This is a genomic window from Novosphingobium sp. YAF33 (genome assembly GCF_052113265.1).
In the GTDB taxonomy this organism is placed as follows: domain Bacteria; phylum Pseudomonadota; class Alphaproteobacteria; order Sphingomonadales; family Sphingomonadaceae; genus Novosphingobium.
On the sequence record NZ_JBFRCW010000005.1, the window covers coordinates 19588 to 39237 of the forward strand.

Genomic DNA, 19650 nt, shown 5'->3' on the forward strand with positions numbered 1-19650 from the left:
TTCGATCTTGGGCGGGTCCGTTCTGACCCGCCCCACAGAACTGCGCTAACAGGAGAATTGCCTTGAAGACCAAGCTCATGGCCGGCGCCTCGGCGCTGACACTCGTAATGATCGCCCCCGGCGTGTCCCTCGCGGCTCCCTACGGCGAGTGCGGCGTGCCGAACACCTCGGCCAACCCGAACGTCGCTTCGTGTATTTCGGATTCGACCCAGTTCCAGGACGGCATCAAATACGACCAGTCGACTTACGGTACCCCGGCCAATCTCAAGGTAGATCTCTACGGAACCGTGGTCGTCAACGCGACCACCGGTACGACGGGAGTCAACGTCAACGGCTCTACCGACCATGACGCGCTGATCGGCGCGCGCAACGGCGCGAAGATCACCGCGACACAGGTTGGTCTTCAAACGCAGGCCACCGGCACCGGCAGTGCCGGCATCGAAAACCACGGCACGGTGGCGGCAGGCATCGTCGGCGCCCAGGCACTCGCTTTCGGCACCGGCACGGCATCGATTATCAACGCCAGCGATGGTAAGATCACCGTCACGCAGTCCTCGGCCAGTATCGGCGGCGCCGGTCTCGCCGTTACCGGGCAGACCGGCAGCGCGGTCAACCAGGGTACCGTCAGGGTGGACGCGATAGGCGCGGCCGGCTCCACTGCTTACGGCATCGGCGGCATGGGGCTTGGCGGCGGTACGATCACGCTGACCAACGCCAACAGTGTCACCGTCACGAACACGGACGGCGATGCACTGGGCATCGGCACACCCGCTAGCGCAGGGAACCTCGTCCTCGCCAACAACGGCAGCCTCGCCGTGACGTCCGGGTCAGGCAAGGCAACCGGTCTTGGCGCGGTAGGCAATGGGACGGCCGGCACGACGGTGGTGACCAATACCGGCGCGCTTTCCGTCACGTCGCAGAACGGCTTGGCTGTCGGCATGTCGGCCGCGGATCGCAGCGATGTCGCCCTGGCGGCCACGCGCACCAGCGCCGCGAGCGCTTTCACGGTCTCCGGCGTCGATGCCACGGGCTTCCAGGTCACCGGGGCGACCGGCGCGGTCAGCGTGGCGGGCACCGGCCAGACCGTGCAGGTCACCGGATCCAACTCTGCCACCGGAGTCTCGGTCGCGGGCGGCACGACCCAGAGCGTCGCTTTCACCCCCGCCACCGTGGGCGGCACCGCCTACGCGGGCGACGTGAACGTCAATGCGGGAGGCCAGGCCCTGGGCGTAACCCTGAGCGGCGCGACGGATGCCGTTTCGGTCGACTTCACCGGCGCGCGCCTCTCGGTTACCAGCACGGGTGCCGGCGCGACCGGGATTGACGTGGCCGGCGGCAGTTCGGTCGAGATCTCGGTGATTCCCGGCAACGGCAGCGGCGCGACGTTCGCGGTCTCCGCAGCGGGCGGTGAGGCCATCGGCATTGCCACTTCGGGCGCGACTGCTGCGCAGAACGTGCAGATCGGCGACACCTTCCGCGTCACCAATACAGCAGGATCGGCCACCGGCATCACTCTGGCTGACGGCACCGACCAGACCGTCACGCTGGATCATGGCGCGACCGTCACGGGTTCGGCAGGCGCGACCGGCATCGGTCTCGAAGGCGGCAGCGGCCTGCTGGCCGTGACCAGCAACGGTGCGCTCATCATCGATGGCGGCACCGGCGACGCCTTCGGCGTGACCGTCAGCGATGGTACGAGCCAGAGCGTGACGCTCACCGGCGCCCTTCAGGTTACCGGTGCGGGTGCGGCCACGGGCGCCAGCCTGTACGGCGGGACAGACCAGACCGTTTCGCTCGCTTCGGGCGCGACGGTGACCGGCGGAACCGATGCAACCGGCATCCGCCTCGGCGGCGGTAGCGGCGCGCTGGTCGTGACCAGCAATGGCGCGCTGACTGTCGCTGGCGGCACGGGCGAAACAGACGGCATCCGCGTCAGTGACGGTGCCAGCCTGGCGCTTTCGATGGACGGCGCACTGACCGTTTCGGGCGTGGGTGCGACGCGGGGCATCGATATTCAGGATATCCTCGGGACCATCTCGATCGACGCCGCCGACACTGTTCAGGTCACGAGCACCGATGATACTGCTGCCGGTCTGCAGGCGGGGGGCGACGGTGACGTCAGCGTCGAACTTGCAAAGGGGCTGAACGTCCAGGGCAAGCTCGGCGCCGGCGGCGCTTTCGTGGCGGGCAGCGGCGCGCTGTCGCTGGTCTCGGCGCAGGACTTCGTGGTGACTTCCGAAAGCGGCCTGGCCATCGGCGGATATATGCTGGGCGGCACCGCGCAAGTGGCGCGCTTCGATGGCGATGTCACACTGTCCGGGGCGACTGCAGGAGTCGGCGCGCTCCAGGTCAATGCCAGCGGCCCGGTATCGCTGTCCGTTGGGGGTGATTTCACCGGGACCAACCTTCAGCAGGGCCTCTTCCAGTTCGCGGGCACAACCCAGTCCATCGATCTGGCCGGCAACTTCTCGCTGACCTCGGCCACCGGCGATGTCCTGGGCGTCGCCCAGTCCGGCGCCGGCGATAGCGCAAGCCTCACCGTGGCGGGTGCCTTCGATGTGACCGCGGCCGCGGGTTCCGCCAGCGGCATCGTTCTCGACGGCGCCAGTGCCTCGGTCTCGCTGGCCCAGGGCATGACCGTTTCGGCCGCGGGCAGCAATGCCACGGGTCTTTCGGCCAACCTCACGGGTGACGCGCAGATTGTGCTGGGCGGCGCGCTGAGCGTAACCAACGACGCGGCTTCGACCGGCGGCAGCGCCACCGGCCTGGCGCTGTTCGGCAGCGGCGCGCAATCCGTCGCGTCGAGCGGCCCGGTCACGGTTTCGGCCGATGGCACGGCCACCGGCTTCGACCTTGCGGGCAGCACCGGCGCAATCGACCTGGTTGCAACCGGTCTCGTCACGGTTGCGAGCGCCAGTGGCGATGCCCTCGGTCTCTCGATCGACGGCGGCGCCGACCAGAACGCGGTGCTGAACGGCGGCCTGACCGTCTCCGGCGCGGGCACCGCCACGGGCGTGGTACTCGCCAATGGCACCGGCATCGCCAGCCTCGACCTGCCGGCGGCCCTCTCTGTCTCCAGCGGTGCGGCCGATGCCACCGGCATTTCCGCCGCCAACGGCGCGGGCCTGGCGATCGACGCGCTCGGCGACGTGACCGTCTCGGCGGCCACCGCTGCCACCGGCGTACAGTCCGCCGGCTTCACCGGCGCGCAGGATGTGGCGCTCGGCAATGTCGCCGCCATCGCGGGCAGTGGCAGCGTCCTCGGCGTCGGCCTCTCGGGTAACGGTGCGATCACCCTGGCGGATGCCGGTTCGATCGTCGCTTCGGGCATGGGCGGCTTCGGCGTCTCGGTCGAAGGCACCGGCACCGACGGCGCGATCTCGGTTTCGCTGGCCGATGTCCAGACTTCCGGCGACGGCGTGACCGGCGTGAACCTCGCCCAGACCGGCGCCGGTTCCAGCGGCGACATCGCTGCCAGCCTCGCTTCGGTGGTCACGACCGGCGCCGATGCGGCGGGCGTCACCGTGCAGGCTGGGCAGTCGGGCAATGTCTCGTTGACCCTGGGCAAGAGCGCCGCTCCGGCCCAGGCCCGCGTCGCCCTTGCTGCTACCGTGACGAACGGCGTCTCCACGCAGGGTGCCAATGCCAATGGCGTCACGCTCACCGTCGTCGACGGCACGGGTACGCTGACCAACTTCGGCACCGTCTCGACCACCGGCGCCAATGCCGCAGGTATCGCGGCAACAGCCAGCGGCAGCGGATCGATCGTCCTCGACAGCGCGGCCGTGACGACCACGGGCGCGGGTTCGGATGGCATTTCGGTCCAGACCGGCACGGGCGCCCAAACCCTGACGGTGCAGAGCGTCATCGCCAGCGGCAACGGTTCGCGCGGTATCGCCGCGACGACCGGCAGCGGCGTAATTGGTCTGGCGGCCAGGACGGTGACGGCTTCCGGGAATGCCATCGAACTGACCTCCTCCAGCGGCGACATCTCGGCGGCTTTGGCGGGCGGCAAGATCGACTCTGCAACCGGCGCAGGCCTTGCCATCGTTACCGGCGGCAGCGCCAAGGTAACGCTGGCCAGTGGCGGTACGCTTCATGGTGCGACTTTCGGCCTGTCCTCGGACGCCGATGGCGGCCAGGATGTCCTGCTCGCGGGCACGGTGGGGGCTGGCAGCAACCACGCCGTTGCCCTTTCGGGCGGCGTCGCCACGCTGACCAACTCGGGCACGATCGACGGCTACATGACCTTCGAAACCGTCTCGACCACGCTGACCAACAGCGGCACCTGGAACGCCTTTGGCGGGGACACCGCGTTTGCCGGCAACGCCACGCTGGTCAACGGCGGCACGATCAACATCAATCCGGCGGCCGCCGCGGCTGCCACGATGAAGATCACCGGTCTCACCACCTTGCGCAATTCGGGCACGATCAGCCTCGTCAACGGTCACACCGGTGACGTGCTCGATCTGGGCAACGCGGCCTTCGTGGGCAGCGGCAATTCGCGTGTCGTGCTGGAAGCCAACCTCGGCGCCAGTGCAGTGGGCGCCAATGCGGCTCAGTCGGCGGATCAGCTCAATGTCGGCGCGGTTTCGGGCACCACGACGATTGCCATCAAGGACCTGAGCGGCGCCACCGGCGCGCAGTTCAATTTCGAGGGCATTCGCCTGGTGAACGCGGCTTCGGTCGCCACCGGGGCCTTCGTCCTCGAAGGCGGCGCGGTCAACAAGGGCTTCGTCGACTACCAGCTTCTGACCGATGCGGACGGCAACCTCGATCTCGTCGGCGTGCCCAGCACGCAGGCCTTCGAACTCGTCCGTACCGGCGCCGAAGTGCGCCACTACTGGCGTCGTTCGGGTGATGCCTGGTCGGACCAGATGCGCGCCACGGCGCCGCATGACGGCATGGCGCTCTGGGGCCAGATCCTGGGCGGCAGCGAAACCAACCGCTCGCGTCCGGTCTATTCGGAAACGGTGCTGGGCACGGCCACGAGCTTCGCGCCCAATCTCGACGTGCGCGACAGCTGGTGGGGTGGTCAGTTCGGCCTCGACTGGGGCCGTGGTGGCGATTGGTCCGTCGGCGTGACCGGCGGCTATGTCTCGCAGGAAGGCAAGGTCAAGTCGACTGGCGACCGCATCAAGCTCGACGGCGGCAACCTTGGCCTCTACGCCCGCTACCGCAGTGCTGACGGGCTCTTCGCCCACGCCCTGGCCAAGCTCGACCGTTATTCGCTCAAGTACGACCTCGGCAACGGCGCCAGCGCACCCAATTCGAACGGCACCAGCTACGGCGTCGAAATCGAGGCCGGATATCACATCCGCACCGGCAGCGTGTTCTTCGAGCCTTCCGCCAGCGCTTCGTGGTCTGACGCAGACCTCGACGGCTTTGCCGCAGCGGGCGGCGTCGGCGCGAAGTTCGACCATGTCCAGAGCTTCTACGGCCGCGCGGGCATGCGTGCAGGCGTGGAAACCCACTCGGGCGACTGGGCGCTCCAGCCCTATCTGGGCGTGAACTGGGAAGGCGAGATGAACGGCCGACCGGGCGCCACGCTGTCTTCGGGCGGTCAGGATCTCTACTTCCGAGATGCTTCGGAGGGCGGCCGTGCACGTTGGGAGGCCGGCATTCAGGGCGCCTCGCAGGGGCTTTCCGCCTTCGCCAAGGTGGAAGGTGTGACCGGTTCCGGCACCAGCGGCATCGCCGGCCGCGCGGGTGTGTCGATCCGCTGGTAAGCAGGGAAACGCGAAGCGCCGTCTCCTGATAGAGGGCGATCCGCAAGATAGGGGGCCGGCGCACTGCGGTGCGTCGGCCCCTTTTTTCATGTCGGCCGGTATCGCCGTCGGCCACGCACGAAGGGATGTGTTCGGGAAGAATTACGGCCAGGCTTCGTTGCGGCTTCAGGCGCAAAAAAATCGGCTGGGAAAGTCCATTTGTGCCGGATTTCCTCTAAAAACAAAGCATCCCCCCGTTCGCGCCGAAGCGGCTCACGCATTTGGCGAAATCCCAGAGGAAGTGATGCGCCACGCCATGGTAGTTCCGGATTCGGTGACGGTTCGATCCGCTCACCAATTCGTGGCAGTTCTCCGCGCGAAGCTTGAAGAAGATCAGGACGTCGATCTTGATCTGTCTTCACTGGCCGAAGTCGATCTTGCTTTCATCGAGATTATTTACTCTGCGCGCGGACAATGGGCGCGTGCGGGCCGCGATCTGCGGCTGACGCAGCCCGCCAGCGGCGCCGTTGCCGCCCTGCTCGAACGCGCGGGCTTCCTGACGGACCTTACCCCCCCGGACATCGAATTCTGGTTCCACGGAGAACTGCCGCAATGACTGCCTCTATCCTCACCGTCGACGATTCCCCCAGCCTGCGCATGGCGATCCGCATCGCGCTGACCGGCGCGGGATACGACGTCACCGAAGCCGGCGACGGCGTCGAGGGCCTTGCCGCGGCCGGTGCGAAGCGGTTCGACCTGATCATCACCGACCTCAACATGCCCAATATGGACGGGCTGACGATGATCCGCGAACTGCGCAAGGCGCCCGAACAGGCCGGCGTGCCGATCATCTTCCTCACCACCGAGAGCGACGATGCCATGAAGCAGCAGGCCAAGGCGGCCGGCGCCACCGGCTGGCTGGTGAAGCCCTTCGTGCCTGAACAGCTCATCAAGGTTTCGCGCAAGGTGCTGGGCCGGTGAGCACGCAGGACCCGGTCGCGGCGTTCCGCGTCGAGGCGGGCGAACTGCTGGACCAGATCGAGCACGGCTTGCTCGACCTTGGCCACCGGCTGGACGACCGCGCGCTGATCGATGAAGTGTTCCGGGGGCTGCACACGCTCAAGGGATCCGGCGCGATGTTCGGCTTCGACGCGCTGGCCGATTTCACCCACCACTGCGAGACCGCGTTCGACCGCGTGCGCAAGGGGCTGGCCCCCGCGACGCAGGAACTGGTGGCGGTGATCCTTTCCGCGCGCGACCATATGCGCGCGCTGATCGAGGGCGACGGCACGGGGTTGGAGAGCGCTGGTGCGGCAATCCTGCAGCAGCTTCAGGCAGCGATCGACGCGGCCGGGGGCGAAGCATCCGCTCCTGCTGCTTCTGCCGCGCCGACGGCGCAACCGAAGCAGGTCGCGTGCGGCGGCTGGCGCCTGTTCTTCCGGCTTCCCGCCGACGCCATGGCGAATGGCACCAACCCGTTGATGCTGCTCGACGAGCTGCGCGAACTGGGTGAATGCAAGATCGTCGCGCGCACCGATACGGTGCCGCCACTTGCCGAACTGGTTCCGACCGAATGCCACATCGGCTGGGACGTCGAACTGCGCGGCGACATCTCGCGTGACGATATCGATGACGTCTTCATCTTCGTGATGGATGACATGGAATTGACCGTCGAGCCGCTTGGTGACGAGGGCGCCGAGGCTGCGCCCGAAATCGTCGAGGAAATGCCTGTCGTGGAGGCGCCTGCCACCGCGCAGGACGGTCCAGCGAACCGTGCCGGCGCCAACCCGAGCGGCAACCCGAGCGCCAAGCCCGCTGGTGAAAGCGTGCGCGTTCCGGCCGAGCGGCTGGACGAGCTGATGGACCGCGTGGGCGAACTCGTGATCGTGCAGAGCCGCTTGTCGCAGCTTGCCAGCGGGCAGGGTTCGGCAGTCGGCAACGAACTGGCGCTTCGCTCGATTTCCGAAGAAATCGAACGGCTTGCCGGCGAATTGCGCGATACCATGATGGTGCTGCGCATGGTGCCCGTTGCCAGCCTGTTCAGCCGCTTCCGCCGCCTAGTCCACGATCTTGCGCGCGAAACCGGCAAGACCATCGAGCTTTCGACCGAAGGCGAGACCACCGAAGTCGACAAGACCATGATCGAGCGTCTGGCCGATCCGATGGTCCACCTGATCCGCAACGCCTGCGATCACGGGCTGGAAACCCCCGAGGATCGCCTTGCCGCCGGCAAGCCTGCGGCCGGACAGGTTCGCCTTTCCGCCCATCAGGCGGGCGGCGAAGTGCTCATCACCATCCGCGACGATGGACGCGGTATCGACCGCGCCCGCGTGCGCGCCAAGGCGGAAACGCAAGGGCTGATCCAGCCCGGCCAGCAGGTGTCCGATCACGATCTGTTGCAGATGATCTTCCACCCGGGCTTCTCCACGGCGGCGCAAGTGACCAACCTTTCGGGGCGCGGCGTCGGCATGGACGTGGTGAAGCGCACGATCGAAAGCCTGCGCGGCGCCATCGACATCACCTCGGCGCCCGGCGAGGGCTCTACCGTGGTGCTGCGCATTCCGCTGACGCTGGCGATCATCGACGGGCTGCTTGTCCGCGTGGGCGAGGGCCGCTACGTGATCCCGCTGGGCGCGGTGGAGGAATGCCTCGAACTCAGTCTTGAGGAAGACCTGCGCTCGCGCGGTCGCAGCTTCATCACCTTGCGCGACCGGCTGGTGCCGTTCCTGCGCCTGCGCGAGATCTTCGACACCGGCACGCGGCCCGATCCGCACCAGAAGATCGTCGTCATCGCCACCGGCACCGAGCGTGTCGGCCTGGTGGTGGACCAGATCATCGGCAGCCACCAGACGGTCATCAAATCCATGTCGCCGCTGCACCGCGACGTGGCGACGTTCGCGGGCGCCACGATCCTGGGCGACGGCGGTGTCGCGCTGATCCTCGACGTCGCGCAGCTCGTCATGCTCGGCCAGAACCAGGAGGAGCGGCTTCGCGCCGCCGGATAAGCACCCATGAGCGCACAACCAACCGCCACGCAGTGGGATGCCGAGGGCAATCTCGAAGTGCTGACCTTCAATCTGGGCGCTGAGACTTTCGCGCTGGAAGCCACCCTGGTCCGCGAAATCCTGGACCTTCTGCCGGAAACCCGCGTCCCCGGCGCGGCGCCGCTGCTGGGCAGTGTCGTCAACTTTCGCGGCAAGATCATCCCGATCGCCGACCTTCGGCTGGCCTTCGCCATGCCGGCGGCCGAAGCGACCGTCGACAGCCGCATCGTCGTGATCGAGACGCAAGTCGAGACGGATGCCGGGGGCGAAACGTTCCAGATCGGCATTCGCACCGACAAGGTTCACGAAGTGGCGACGCTGCAGCGCGCCGCCAGCGAGGAACCGCCCGCCGTCGGCATGCGCTGGCGCCGCGATTTCGTTCGCGAGCTGGTTCGCCGGCAGGACGGCGTGGTCGTCCTGCCCGATCTGGCCGCGATTTTCCACTCGCTGGTCGGCGGCACCGATGCCGCCAGCCAGCCGTCCACCGTCCATTGAGCCCAGCCGATCAACCGAGCCGATCGGCCGCGCCGACAAACCGCGGAGCCACCATGCGCGCAACCATCAAGCTGAAGCTTTGGGGGACCTTCGGGCTCCTGCTGATCATCATGACGGCGACTATCGTGGTCGGCGTTTCCCGCCTCACCACGCTTAACGACGCTGTCGGCAACCTGGTGACAGGCCCCGCGCGGCAGCTCGACCGCGCCCGCGCCATCGACAGCGGCGTGAGCATGATGGTGCGCGCCGAGAAGAACCTGGTCCTCACCGAGGATGCGGTGGAGCGCCGCGAGCTGGAAACGCGCATTGCCACCACGCGAGACCGGGTCGACCAGGAAGTGGAACAGGGCAACACCGCCGCCTCGGGCGAGACGCGCAGCGCCTGGGCGCAGCTTCGCGAGCAGTGGACCGCGTTCAAGCCGGTGAACCAGCAGGTGAGCGACCTCAGCAGCCGCGACAAGGCTGCCGCCGCTGCGCTGACCATGGGCGAATCGCGCGATCGGGTCCAGGCCGTGACCAAGACCGTCGAAGGCCTGGTCCAGGTCGAGCAGCGGACGATGGCGAAGGCCGACGACGACACCGAAGTGACGTATGGCGCGGCCCGTTCGCTGATGATCGGCATGGGGCTTGCAGCCGTGCTGATCACCGTGATCGCCGCGGCCTATCTGGGACTGGTGATCTCGCGCGGACTGAAGGCGGCGGGCGATGCCATGCGCCAGGTGGCCGACGGTGACCTTACCCGCACCGCCGAAGTCAGGTCCAACGACGAGATCGGCGATCTGCTGGGCCATGTGAACACCATGATCGAGCGCCTGCGCGGCGTGGTCGGGGATGCCACCGTGGCTGCCGAGAACGTCTCGGCGGGAAGCCAGGAGCTTTCGGCCAATTCCGAGCAGGTCTCGCAAGGCGCCACCGAACAGGCCGCCGCTGCCGAGCAGGCTTCGGCCTCGATGGAAGAGATGGCCGCCAACATCAAGCAGAACGCCGACAATGCCGCGCAGACCGAGAAGATCGCGCGTCAGTCCTCCAAGGATGCGGAAAGCAGCGGCGTTGCCGTGAACCGCGCGGTCGGCGCCATGCGCACGATTGCCGAGAAGATCGGCATCGTTCAGGAAATCGCCCGTCAGACCGACCTTCTGGCGCTTAACGCGGCCGTGGAAGCGGCGCGTGCCGGTGAGCATGGTCGGGGCTTTGCCGTGGTCGCATCCGAAGTGCGCAAGCTGGCCGAACGCAGCCAGCACGCGGCAGCGGAGATCGGCGCGGTTTCCACCGAGACCGTGCAGGCGGCGGCCGAGGCGGGCGAGATGCTTTCCAAGCTGGTGCCTGACATCCGCCGCACGGCCGAACTGGTCTCGGAAATCAGCGTCGCCTGCCGCGAACAGGATATCGGTGCCTCCCAGATCAACGAGGCGATCCAGCAGCTCGACCAGGTGACCCAGCAGAACGCCGGCGCTTCCGAACAGATCTCGACGACTTCCGAGGAACTGGCCGCGCAGGCCGAGGAGCTTCAGGCTTCGATCGCTTACTTCCGCGTCTCCGATCACGCCAATCGCCGCAAGGCCGCGCCGGTGGCGGTCCGTCAGGCGGTCCAGGCGGCAGCCGCGCCGCGCAGGGCACCGGCCCGGCCGCCGCGCGCGCTTTCGGTGGCCGACCAGCAGGCCCGCGCCCGCGGCTTTGCGCTCGATCTCTCCACCGGCGGTCCCGACAGCGAGGACGAGGCGTTCAGCACCCACGCGGCCTGACGGCCCCGCCGACCAATCCACTTCAGATTACCGACTTTCCCCCCAATCCGCCTTCCAGGATTCCCATTGCCATGCGCGCTACCATAAAGATGAAACTGGGCGTGACCTTCGCCATCATCCTGATCCTGCTTGCAGTCGTCGTCGGCGTCAGCCTGACGCGCCTCGGCACTCTCAACACCGCCATCACCGACCTCATCAGCGGCCCGGCCGCCCGCCTCGACCGCGCGCAGCAGGTCCAGGTCGTGTTCGGCACGCTGGCGCGCAATGAGCGCAACATGACGATGACGAACGACCCGGAGCTGGTGAAGGAATTCGACGACAAGGCCAGCCGCTCGATGACCGAATTCGATCGGCTGCTGGAAGAAGGCGAGGCGAATGCCCAGGCCGAAACCAAGCAGGCCTGGCGCGAAATGCGCACCTCGTACGAGACCTTCAAGCCACTGGACGCCCGCATCAGGGCAATGGCCCGGGCCGGTCAGAACGACGAAGCCGCCGTGCTGGCGCTGGGCAGCGCCCGCGATTCCCTGGACCGCGTCACCAAGCTGACCGAGGACCTCGTCGCCCGCGCCCGTGAAGACATGGGGAAGGTCGATAAGGAAACCGACGCGCTCTATGCCTCGGCACGGGCCACGCTGCTGACCGTCGCCGCCGTCGCCTTCATCGGCGCGCTCGTGGGCGCGGTGTGGATCTCGCTGATCGTCTCGCGCGGTCTCGGCCGGGTCGGCACTGCGATCAATGCGGTGGCCATCGGCGACCTCGACAACGACGTGGAAGTGACCTCGAACGACGAGATCAAGGACCTTGTCGACACCGTCAACAAGATGACCGCGAACTTGCGCGTCAGCGCCGTCCTGGCCGACAAGATCGCCGACGGCGACCTGACCGTCAGCCACAAGCCCCTGTCGGAACAGGACAAGCTGGGCCATGCGCTCGTCCGCATGATCGAGCGCTTGCGCGGCGTGGTGGGCGATGCCACCGTGGCGGCCAACAATGTCGCCAGCGGCAGCCAGGAACTCTCCTCGACTTCCGAACAGGTCTCGCAGGGCGCCACCGAGCAGGCCGCTGCGGCAGAGCAGGCCTCCGCCTCGATGGAAGAGATGTCGGCCAACATCAAGCAGAACGCCGAGAACGCCGCCCAGACCGAGAAGATCGCGCGCCAGTCGGCCCAGGACGCCGAAGCCAGCGGCATCGCAGTCGACCGTGCGGTAGGCGCCATGCGCACGATTGCCGAGAAGATCGGCATCGTGCAGGAAATCGCCCGCCAGACCGACCTGCTCGCGCTCAATGCGGCTGTCGAGGCGGCGCGCGCGGGCGAACATGGCCGCGGCTTCGCCGTCGTCGCTTCGGAAGTGCGCAAGCTGGCCGAACGCAGCCAGGGCGCGGCCGCCGAAATCGGTGCCGTTTCGTCCAATACCGTCGATGCCGCCACCGAAGCGGGCGAGATGCTCTCCAAGTTGGTGCCCGATATTCGCCGCACCGCCGAACTGATCTCGGAAATCAGCGCTGCCTGCCGCGAACAGGACATCGGCGCGGGCCAGATCAACCAGGCGATCCAGCAGCTCGACCAGGTCACCCAGCAGAACGCCGGAGCCTCGGAAGAAATTTCCGCAACATCGGAAGAACTGGCGGCCCAGGCCGAGGAACTCCAGGCCTCCATCGCCTACTTCCGCGTCGACGATGCCGGCAAGGCGCCCCGTGCCGCCGCCCCGGCCCGCAAGCCAAGCTCGATCTCCGCATTGATCAAGACGGCGGTGAAGGCGCCCGCGAAGCGCCCTGCGGCCGCCAATGGCCAGGCCCGCACCAACGGCTTCGCGCTCGACCTCGCCATGGGCGGGCCGGACGATCACGACGACGCCTTCGGGATGCACGCGGCATGAGCGACGTCCAGGAGATCCAGGCCGTTACCTTCGGCCTGGGAGCGGAGATCTTCGCGGTGCCGGTGACACTGGTCCGCGAGATCCTGGACTACCGCGAAACCTTCCGCATTCCGGGCGGGCCGGACTACCTGCTCGGCCTCACCGACATGCGCGGCGAAGGCGTGACCACGATCGACTTCCGCCTGCGGCTGGGCCTGCCGCAGACGGAGCCGACCCCGGCGACGCGCATCCTCGTGGTGGACATTCCGCTGGAGGACCGCGTGCTGGTGCTGGGGCTGGTGGTGGACCGGGTGATCGAGGTCACCAGCTTCCGGGCGGACCAGATGGGCGGCGCGCCCGATGTCGGCGTGCGCTGGCCGTCCGAATATATCGGCGGGGTGGTGAAGCGCGAAGAGGGCTTCACCGTGCTGGTGGACATGCCGCGCATCTTCTCGGCCGAGGAAGCCTCGCGCCTGTCGTTCGCTGCCTGACGTCTTTCGCTGCCTGACCCTCAATTCGAATTCCGGAGCCGCGCAGATGACCGCAACCGCGCAAACGACAGCCTTGGCCAATCGCACTTCGTCCAGTGCCCTCGCCGCAGGGCACCATGGCAGCGACCCGATGAGCAAGCGCAATTTTGCGCGGCTGGCGGCCTACATCTACGAATATTCCGGCATCAAGATGCCCGAGAGCAAGAAGACCATGCTCGAAGGCCGCCTGCGCCGCCGCCAGCGGGCAAGCGGGTCGCGCACGCTCGACGACTACTGCGATTACATCTTCGCTGGTGAAAACCTGGCGCAGGAAGGGCTCTCGCTGATCAACGCGGTCACCACCAACAAGACCGACTTCTTCCGCGAGCCCGGCCATTTCGATTACCTGAGCAAGGTCATCCTGCCGGAGATGACCGCGCGCGGCGTGCGCTCAATCCGCGCCTGGAGCGCAGCCTGCTCGACCGGGCCGGAACCCTACACCCTGGCCATGGTGCTGGACGATCATGCCGAGACCCAGGGCGGGCCGGACTACGGCATCCTGGCGACCGACCTCGATACCGACGTGCTCGAAGCCGCGCGTGCCGGCATCTATCCGGCGGAACTCGTCGATCCGGTGCCGGAAGCTCTCCAGCGCAAATATGTGATGTTCCCGCGCGATCCGGCCCGGAACGACGTGCGCATGGTGCCCGCACTGCGCAGCGCGATCGGCTTTGCCCGGCTCAACCTGATGGACGATCGCTATCCGGTGGGCGAGCCGATGCACCTGGTGTTCTGCCGCAACGTGCTGATCTATTTCGACAAGCCGACGCAGCGCAAGGTCGTGTCCCAACTGGTCGATTGCCTGAAGCCGGGTGGACATTTGTTCCTGGGTCATTCGGAATCGATCACCGGGCACGACCTGCCGCTGACGCAGGTGGCCAATACCGTGTTCCGGAAGGGCTGAGGCAATGGTCACGGGCAAGAAGATCCGCGTTCTCGTCATCGACGATTCCGCCAGCGTGCGCCAGACGATGACCGCGATCCTCCAGGAAGATCCGGAGATCGAGGTGATCGGCTCCGCCCCCGATCCCTTCAGCGCCGCGCGGCGCATCCAGGAGGAAGTGCCCGACGTCATCACGCTGGACGTGGAAATGCCGCGCATGGATGGCATCACTTTCCTGCGCAAGCTGATGTCGCAGTGTCCGGTGCCCGTGGTCATGTGCTCCTCGCTGACCGAAGAAGGCTCCGAAACGCTGCTCCAGGCGATGGAAGCGGGCGCCGTGGACGTGATCCTGAAGCCGCGCATCGGCGTGGCCGACCATCTGGCCGAGCACAATCTCCAGATCCGCGACGTGGTGAAAGGCGCCTCCCGCGCTCGCGTTCGCGGCCGGTCTGCCGTTCGTGAGGCGAAGCCCGAAGCGCCCCAGAAGAAGTTGACCGCCGATGCCGTGCTGCCGCCGCCGAGCGGCCGGGCGATGAGCCGCACGACCGAGATGGTGGTCTGCCTGGGCGCCTCCACCGGCGGCACCGAGGCGCTGCGCGAAGTGCTGGAGGCGCTCCCCGCCAATGCGCCGGGTGTCGTCGTGGTCCAGCACATGCCGGAGAACTTCACCCGCGCTTTCGCCAAGCGTCTCAACGGTCTTTGCGAAGTGGACGTGAAGGAAGCCGTGGACGGCGATCCCGTGCTGCGCGGCCATGTGCTGATCGCGCCGGGCGGCAAGCACCTGATGCTGGAGCGGCAGGGCGCGCGCTACCACGTCGCGGTCAAGGACGGTCCGCTGGTCTCCCGCCATCGCCCTTCCGTGGACGTGCTGTTCCGCTCCGCCGCGCGCTCGGCCGGATCGAACGCGGTGGGCGTCATCATGACCGGCATGGGCGACGACGGCGCGCGGGGCCTGCTGGAAATGAAGCAGGCCGGCGCCCGCACATTCGCGCAGGACGAGGCGACCTCGATCGTGTTCGGCATGCCCAAGGAAGCCATCGCGCGCGGCGCCGCGGACCGGGTGGTGCCGCTTGGCGCCATCGCCCGCGAACTGCTTGCGGCAACCAACCGATGATGACGATGGAAGAACATGGCTGGCCGATGATCGATAGCGCTTATTTCCCCGAACCGGCTCTGGACGAACCGGGCGAGGCCGATCTCCACGGGGGCGTGAACCCTGTCGTTCTCTCGCCCGATGGCCCGGTTGCCCCCGTCGTGTCCGGTGCTTCGCTTGGCGAACTGGCCGAGGCCATTGCCAGGATCGCGGGCGGCCTCGATGCGCGCTTCGTGGCGGCGGGCACGGCGCTTGCCCGTGCCTACGAGATCGTCGAAGGCCTGATCGGTGCGCTGGAAAGCGTGACCAATGCCTTCGAGCGCGATGCCGCCGATGCCGCCGTGGGCAATATGCGCGGCACGGCCGACCGGCTGACGCGCCTGCCCGCGATCCAGGCCGCGCGGAAGGAGGCGCTGGTGTCGATCGAGCGCGCCAGCGCGGCGCTGGCCAACCAGATCGATCAGGTCAACCGCACCCTCAGCTTCCTGCGCATCTGCGGCCTCAACATCAAGGTCGCGGCGGCGGGAGCGGGAGACTTCTCCGGGTTCGCCGATACCATGTTCGTCAAGCTGGACCTCGGCGAAACCGAGATGGAGGGTCTTTCGAAGGAGATCGGCTGGCTGTCGGAAGCGGTGCCGGCGATGTTCGAGGTCGAACGCCAGCTGGCCGGCGAATGCGCGCTGGTGATACCGCATATCCCCCGCAAGCTGTCCGCCGATGCCGTCGCTCTCCAGCAGCATCAGCTGGAGCTGGCGGAACGCGCCTTGCGGATCGCCGAAGTGGCCCGCCATATCCGCGCGCAAGTCGGCACGGCCCTGGGCGCGTTGCAGGTAGGCGACAGCACGCGGCAGAGACTGGAACATCTGGCCGACGGGCTCCACGATGTGAGTGCCTTCATGGCCGCGCCGGGCGCGCTTTCCGCAGAGGTCGCCGGAACGGTGGCGGATCATGCCTTGGCCCTGCTTTCGGCGCAGACGCTCGATACGCTGGACACGTTCCAGCGGGAATCGCGCCTGCTCGCCACCAGCCTGCGCGGGATCGGACCGAGCGCGGCCAGCCTGCTCGAACTGCGCGAGACCGATGACGGTTCGGGCGACGGTGCAGATGGGCGCGCAGGTGGGGGTGAGGGCGTGTTCCTTCACCGGCTTGAACGCAGCGTGGCCGAAGTGGCGACTGTCACCGAGCGCTTGCGCGAGGCCGATGCCCGCTCCAGCCGCCTGAGCAGCCTGGCCTCGACGACGGCGGAAAACCTCGCGCAGCGATTGGCGACCGTCCACCGCATCACAGGCGAAGTCCAGCAGATGGCCTGGAACACCGACTTGCGCTGCTACCGCATGGGCGAGGAAGGGCGGGGCCTTGCCGTTATCGCTTCCGAGATCCGCGGCTTCGCGGCCACGCTGGCGACGATCGCCCTGGGCATCGCGCAGTCCTTCGACGGACTGACCGCCGCGGCCGGCGTCATTCGTGGCTCCGAGGAGGATGCGCCGGTCGACGCCGGGGCGGCACTGGCGGAATCGCTGGATTGCATCCGCGATGGCGGAGAGCGCATGCGCTCCGGCCTCTCGGAACTCGATGAGGGTGCGGTTTCCGTGACCGCCATCCTGGAGGAAACCACCGGCAGGATCGATTGCGAGGCCGAGGTCGGCGGTCCGCTCGCGGCGATTGCGGAGCGGCTTGCCCTGCTCGGCCGGGAGGCGGACGACATGCCAGAGGACGGTGCGGAAGCGCTCGGCCAGCTGCTGGGCGCGATCGGATCGCGCTATACGATGGCCCGTGAGCGCGAAATACACCGCGCCTTGCAGCCGGGCGGCGAGGCGGATACGGCCCCTGCCGCCGATCCGTTCGACCTCGCCCTCGATGACGACGATTTCGACGACGGTCTGTTCTAGGAACCGCCGATCCCAGAGCTGGCCGCCGCCGGGGCACGGGTCGCGGAGGCGCCGTGGCGGTAGCCAGGCTGCGCGGGTTCGCCGAAGGCCGCGAGGATGCGCTGCTGGCGCGCGGCCAGGCTGTCGCGATAGGCGGGGTGCGTGACGATATAGGCCTCGTCGTTCTGCACGGCTTTCACCACGGCGCGGCCAAGCCAGAGCGGATCCATCATGTTGGCCTCGATCATCGCGGCGCGTTCGGGATCGTCGGCGGCGCTGGCGGCCGCATCGTGCTGCGCCATCCGGCTGCGCGTGAGGCCGGGGAACAGGGTGGAGACCCCGACGCCGGCCGGCGCCAGTTCCTCACGCAGCGCGTCCGACAGCCCCAGTACGGCGAACTTGCTGGCCGAATAGGCCGCGAAACTGCCGAATGGCGTGAGACCGTTCATCGACGAGGTATTGACGATATGCCCTGCGCGCCGGGCCACCATTTCCGGCGCAAAGGTTCTGGTGCCGTTGAAGACCCCGGCGACGTTGATCGCCATGACATTCTCGAAGGCTTCCGGGGTCACGTCCAGCAGCGGGCCGAAGCCCGTGGAGATGCCGGCGTTGTTGCAGAGCACGTCGACCTCCCCGAAGCGCTTTGCCACGGCCTCCTTGGCCCTTTGCCAGCTATCGGGATGGCGGACGTCCAGCTTCACGATCAGGACTTCGGTGCCCGGTGGCAGCGTTTCCGCTTCTTCCTGCGCGAAGTCCGGGCTCAGGTCGGCCAGCACGATACGGGCGCCGCGTTCGGCGAAGGCCCGGGCCATTCCGCCGCCGATGCCGCCACCGCCGCCGGTGATGAAGATCGTCTTGCCGCTCAGTTCGAACATGATGAAATCCCCTGATCCGCCGTGGAGCGATCGATCCGCATCCGGTCTCGCCAGACGGCACTTTTCACTTCGTCCGGTCCCTGGATCTCCACCGCCAGGGCGACATGGCCGAGCGACAGCATCAGGTCCATCAACTGCCGCCCGGCGGGGGCCAGGGTGGCGAGGTCCCGGTCGTCGAGCCAGGTGAGCGCGGCCTCCAGCAGCGGGCTTGCCGCCTCGAAGAAGGCTTCGCGGGCCTCCGGGCTCGATGCCGTGCGCTGCGCCGCCCGCCTCGCGGTGCCGGACAAGCCCCATTGCGCAACGAACGGCTCCAGCGCGGTGAAGCCGTCGGGCAGGGATGACGCCTGGTTCATGGCCTCTCTCCCCGCAAACGGGCATGGGCCTGAACGCGGGAGTCCACTTCATTGAAGAGATGGCGGCAGAGCGCTTCCATGCTCTGGAAATGGATATGGTCCAGCGCACCGCTGGCCAGGCCCTTCTGCCCGCGTTCGATCATCGCGATGTCCTCGCAGTGGATGTCGCGCAATTGCGCCAGGGCATATTCGCGGGCGAAGCGGGTGCTGGCGTTCCCGTCCTCGCCCACCCAGTAGAGCCGCACGACGCCGCGGGAGCGGTCGGCCGAGATCGGGTAGACCGTGTGCGAGAAGGGCTGCGTGGGCGTGCCGATGACGAAGAGGTTGGGGAAGAACGCCAGGTAGTCGCGACCGAAGGGCAGGTCGAGCAAGCCCTGTTCGGCCACGGCGGGAAGGCCCCGCATCGCGGCGGCGCGCTGGAAGGGCTTGAGATCCGGCGCGGGGTTGGACCAGATACGCTGGGTGCGGTGCGGACCGTCGAAGCCCAGGCTGGCCGGGTATCCGAAGGGATTGTCGCCGCCGATCCCGGCGCCGCCGGAGCGGGGGTGGATGAACCGCAAGTGGTAGTTTTCCTGGAAGTTGTCGTACGTCAGCTTCCAGTTGGCGTCGATCTCGTAGGAGTATTGGCTGAAGGTCGTGGCCCGCGCCGCCGGCATCTGCTCCAGCCGTTCGGCATAGGCGCCGAGCCATGCGCGCAGGGGCGGCGCAGCCGGATCGAAATTGACGAAGAGCATGCCGCCGCATTCCTGAAGCGCGACGCGGGGAAGCGCGCAGGCGGGCTTGTCGAGATGGAAAGCCTCGAAGTCCGGCGCGGACAGCAGCGCGCCGTCAGCTCCGTAAGTCCACATATGGTAGGGGCAGGTGAATTTCGACTGGCGGCCCGACGCCTCCTCCACCAGCTGCGTCCCGCGGTGCGTGCAGACATTGTGGAATGCCCGCAGCACGCCGTCCCTGCCGCGCGCGATCAGGAGGGAGGCTCTCGCAAATTCCAGATCGCGGCGCACGAAGCAGCCCGGTTCCGGCAATTCGCAGACATGCGCCACATGGATCCAGCTCTTGAGGAACACCGCCTGGCGTTCCAGCTCGAAGTAGGCGGGATCGTGATAGGCCCGCGCCGGGATCGGCCCGGTGCCCAGCCATGCCAGTTCATCGGGTGGGATGCGCTGAAAACTCGAAGCGGCGTCAGGCACGGAGCGATCCTCT

The 19650-nt window shown here is 67.5% G+C and carries 14 protein-coding genes; 11 read left to right on the plus strand and 3 right to left on the minus strand.

Features of this window, described 5'->3' with window-relative positions; all coding sequences use genetic code 11:
• Positions 1 to 62 precede the first annotated feature (62 nt).
• From AB4Z00_RS11240 to AB4Z00_RS11290, 11 genes are all read left to right on the plus strand, one after another.
• A complete protein-coding gene (locus AB4Z00_RS11240; protein ID WP_442045985.1) occupies positions 63 to 5729 on the plus strand; it encodes an autotransporter outer membrane beta-barrel domain-containing protein in 5667 nt (1888 codons plus the stop codon).
• Between the two features lie 88 nt (positions 5730 to 5817).
• A complete protein-coding gene (locus tag AB4Z00_RS11245; RefSeq protein WP_442045986.1) occupies positions 5818 to 6324 on the plus strand; it encodes an STAS domain-containing protein in 507 nt (168 codons plus the stop codon).
• Positions 6321 to 6689, plus strand: coding sequence for a response regulator (locus AB4Z00_RS11250; RefSeq protein ID WP_086492540.1), 369 nt, complete (start codon positions 6321 to 6323; stop codon positions 6687 to 6689). Before AB4Z00_RS11245 ends, AB4Z00_RS11250 begins: the two co-directional genes overlap by 4 nt.
• Positions 6686 to 8713, plus strand: a complete 2028-nt coding sequence (locus tag AB4Z00_RS11255) for a chemotaxis protein CheA (RefSeq protein WP_442045987.1) — start codon at positions 6686 to 6688, stop codon at positions 8711 to 8713. The genes AB4Z00_RS11250 and AB4Z00_RS11255 overlap by 4 nt, the downstream gene beginning before the upstream one ends.
• 6 nt (positions 8714 to 8719) lie before the next feature.
• Positions 8720 to 9247 (plus strand): chemotaxis protein CheW, encoded by a 528-nt coding sequence (locus tag AB4Z00_RS11260; RefSeq protein WP_132267025.1) that lies wholly within the window; start codon positions 8720 to 8722, stop codon positions 9245 to 9247.
• Positions 9248 to 9300: 53 nt separating this feature from the next.
• Positions 9301 to 10989 (plus strand): methyl-accepting chemotaxis protein, encoded by a 1689-nt coding sequence (locus AB4Z00_RS11265; protein ID WP_442045988.1) that lies wholly within the window; start codon positions 9301 to 9303, stop codon positions 10987 to 10989.
• A 71-nt stretch (positions 10990 to 11060) separates the two neighbouring features.
• Positions 11061 to 12866, plus strand: a complete 1806-nt coding sequence (locus AB4Z00_RS11270) for a methyl-accepting chemotaxis protein (protein WP_442045989.1) — start codon at positions 11061 to 11063, stop codon at positions 12864 to 12866.
• A complete protein-coding gene (locus AB4Z00_RS11275; RefSeq protein WP_132267019.1) occupies positions 12863 to 13336 on the plus strand; it encodes a chemotaxis protein CheW in 474 nt (157 codons plus the stop codon). The genes AB4Z00_RS11270 and AB4Z00_RS11275 overlap by 4 nt, the downstream gene beginning before the upstream one ends.
• 130 nt (positions 13337 to 13466) lie before the next feature.
• A complete protein-coding gene (locus tag AB4Z00_RS11280) occupies positions 13467 to 14279 on the plus strand; it encodes a CheR family methyltransferase (protein ID WP_442045990.1) in 813 nt (270 codons plus the stop codon).
• Positions 14280 to 14283: 4 nt separating this feature from the next.
• Entirely contained in the window at positions 14284 to 15372 is a 1089-nt protein-coding gene (locus tag AB4Z00_RS11285) for a protein-glutamate methylesterase/protein-glutamine glutaminase (protein WP_442045991.1), read from the plus strand.
• Positions 15369 to 17240, plus strand: a complete 1872-nt coding sequence (locus AB4Z00_RS11290; protein WP_442045992.1) for a hypothetical protein — start codon at positions 15369 to 15371, stop codon at positions 17238 to 17240. Before AB4Z00_RS11285 ends, AB4Z00_RS11290 begins: the two co-directional genes overlap by 4 nt.
• On the opposite strand, the gene AB4Z00_RS11295 is transcribed toward AB4Z00_RS11290, so the two are convergent.
• The 3 genes from AB4Z00_RS11295 to AB4Z00_RS11305 are packed head-to-tail and all read right to left on the minus strand — an operon-like array spanning position 17237 to position 19637.
• Complete coding sequence (locus AB4Z00_RS11295) at positions 17237 to 18094, minus strand: SDR family NAD(P)-dependent oxidoreductase (RefSeq protein WP_442045993.1); 858 nt, start codon at positions 18092 to 18094, stop codon at positions 17237 to 17239. The genes AB4Z00_RS11290 and AB4Z00_RS11295 overlap by 4 nt on opposite strands.
• Entirely contained in the window at positions 18082 to 18447 is a 366-nt protein-coding gene (locus AB4Z00_RS11300) for a hypothetical protein (protein WP_442045994.1), read from the minus strand. Before AB4Z00_RS11300 ends, AB4Z00_RS11295 begins: the two co-directional genes overlap by 13 nt.
• On the minus strand, positions 18444 to 19637 hold the full coding sequence (locus AB4Z00_RS11305; protein ID WP_442045995.1) for an aromatic ring-hydroxylating oxygenase subunit alpha: 1194 nt from the start codon (positions 19635 to 19637) through the stop codon (positions 18444 to 18446). The genes AB4Z00_RS11300 and AB4Z00_RS11305 overlap by 4 nt, the downstream gene beginning before the upstream one ends.
• Positions 19638 to 19650 lie beyond the last annotated feature (13 nt).

Coding starts and splice junctions, on each gene's coding strand:
- AB4Z00_RS11260 (WP_132267025.1), top strand. CDS start 8,720: ATGAGCGCACAACCAACCGCCACGCAGTGGGATGCCGAGGGCAATCTC.
- AB4Z00_RS11250 (WP_086492540.1), top strand. CDS start 6,321: ATGACTGCCTCTATCCTCACCGTCGACGATTCCCCCAGCCTGCGCATG.
- AB4Z00_RS11295 (WP_442045993.1), bottom strand. CDS start 18,094: ATGTTCGAACTGAGCGGCAAGACGATCTTCATCACCGGCGGCGGTGGC.
- AB4Z00_RS11270 (WP_442045989.1), top strand. CDS start 11,061: ATGCGCGCTACCATAAAGATGAAACTGGGCGTGACCTTCGCCATCATC.
- AB4Z00_RS11265 (WP_442045988.1), top strand. CDS start 9,301: ATGCGCGCAACCATCAAGCTGAAGCTTTGGGGGACCTTCGGGCTCCTG.
- AB4Z00_RS11275 (WP_132267019.1), top strand. CDS start 12,863: ATGAGCGACGTCCAGGAGATCCAGGCCGTTACCTTCGGCCTGGGAGCG.
- AB4Z00_RS11280 (WP_442045990.1), top strand. CDS start 13,467: ATGAGCAAGCGCAATTTTGCGCGGCTGGCGGCCTACATCTACGAATAT.
- AB4Z00_RS11300 (WP_442045994.1), bottom strand. CDS start 18,447: ATGAACCAGGCGTCATCCCTGCCCGACGGCTTCACCGCGCTGGAGCCG.
- AB4Z00_RS11245 (WP_442045986.1), top strand. CDS start 5,818: ATGTCGGCCGGTATCGCCGTCGGCCACGCACGAAGGGATGTGTTCGGG.
- AB4Z00_RS11285 (WP_442045991.1), top strand. CDS start 14,284: ATGGTCACGGGCAAGAAGATCCGCGTTCTCGTCATCGACGATTCCGCC.
- AB4Z00_RS11290 (WP_442045992.1), top strand. CDS start 15,369: ATGATGACGATGGAAGAACATGGCTGGCCGATGATCGATAGCGCTTAT.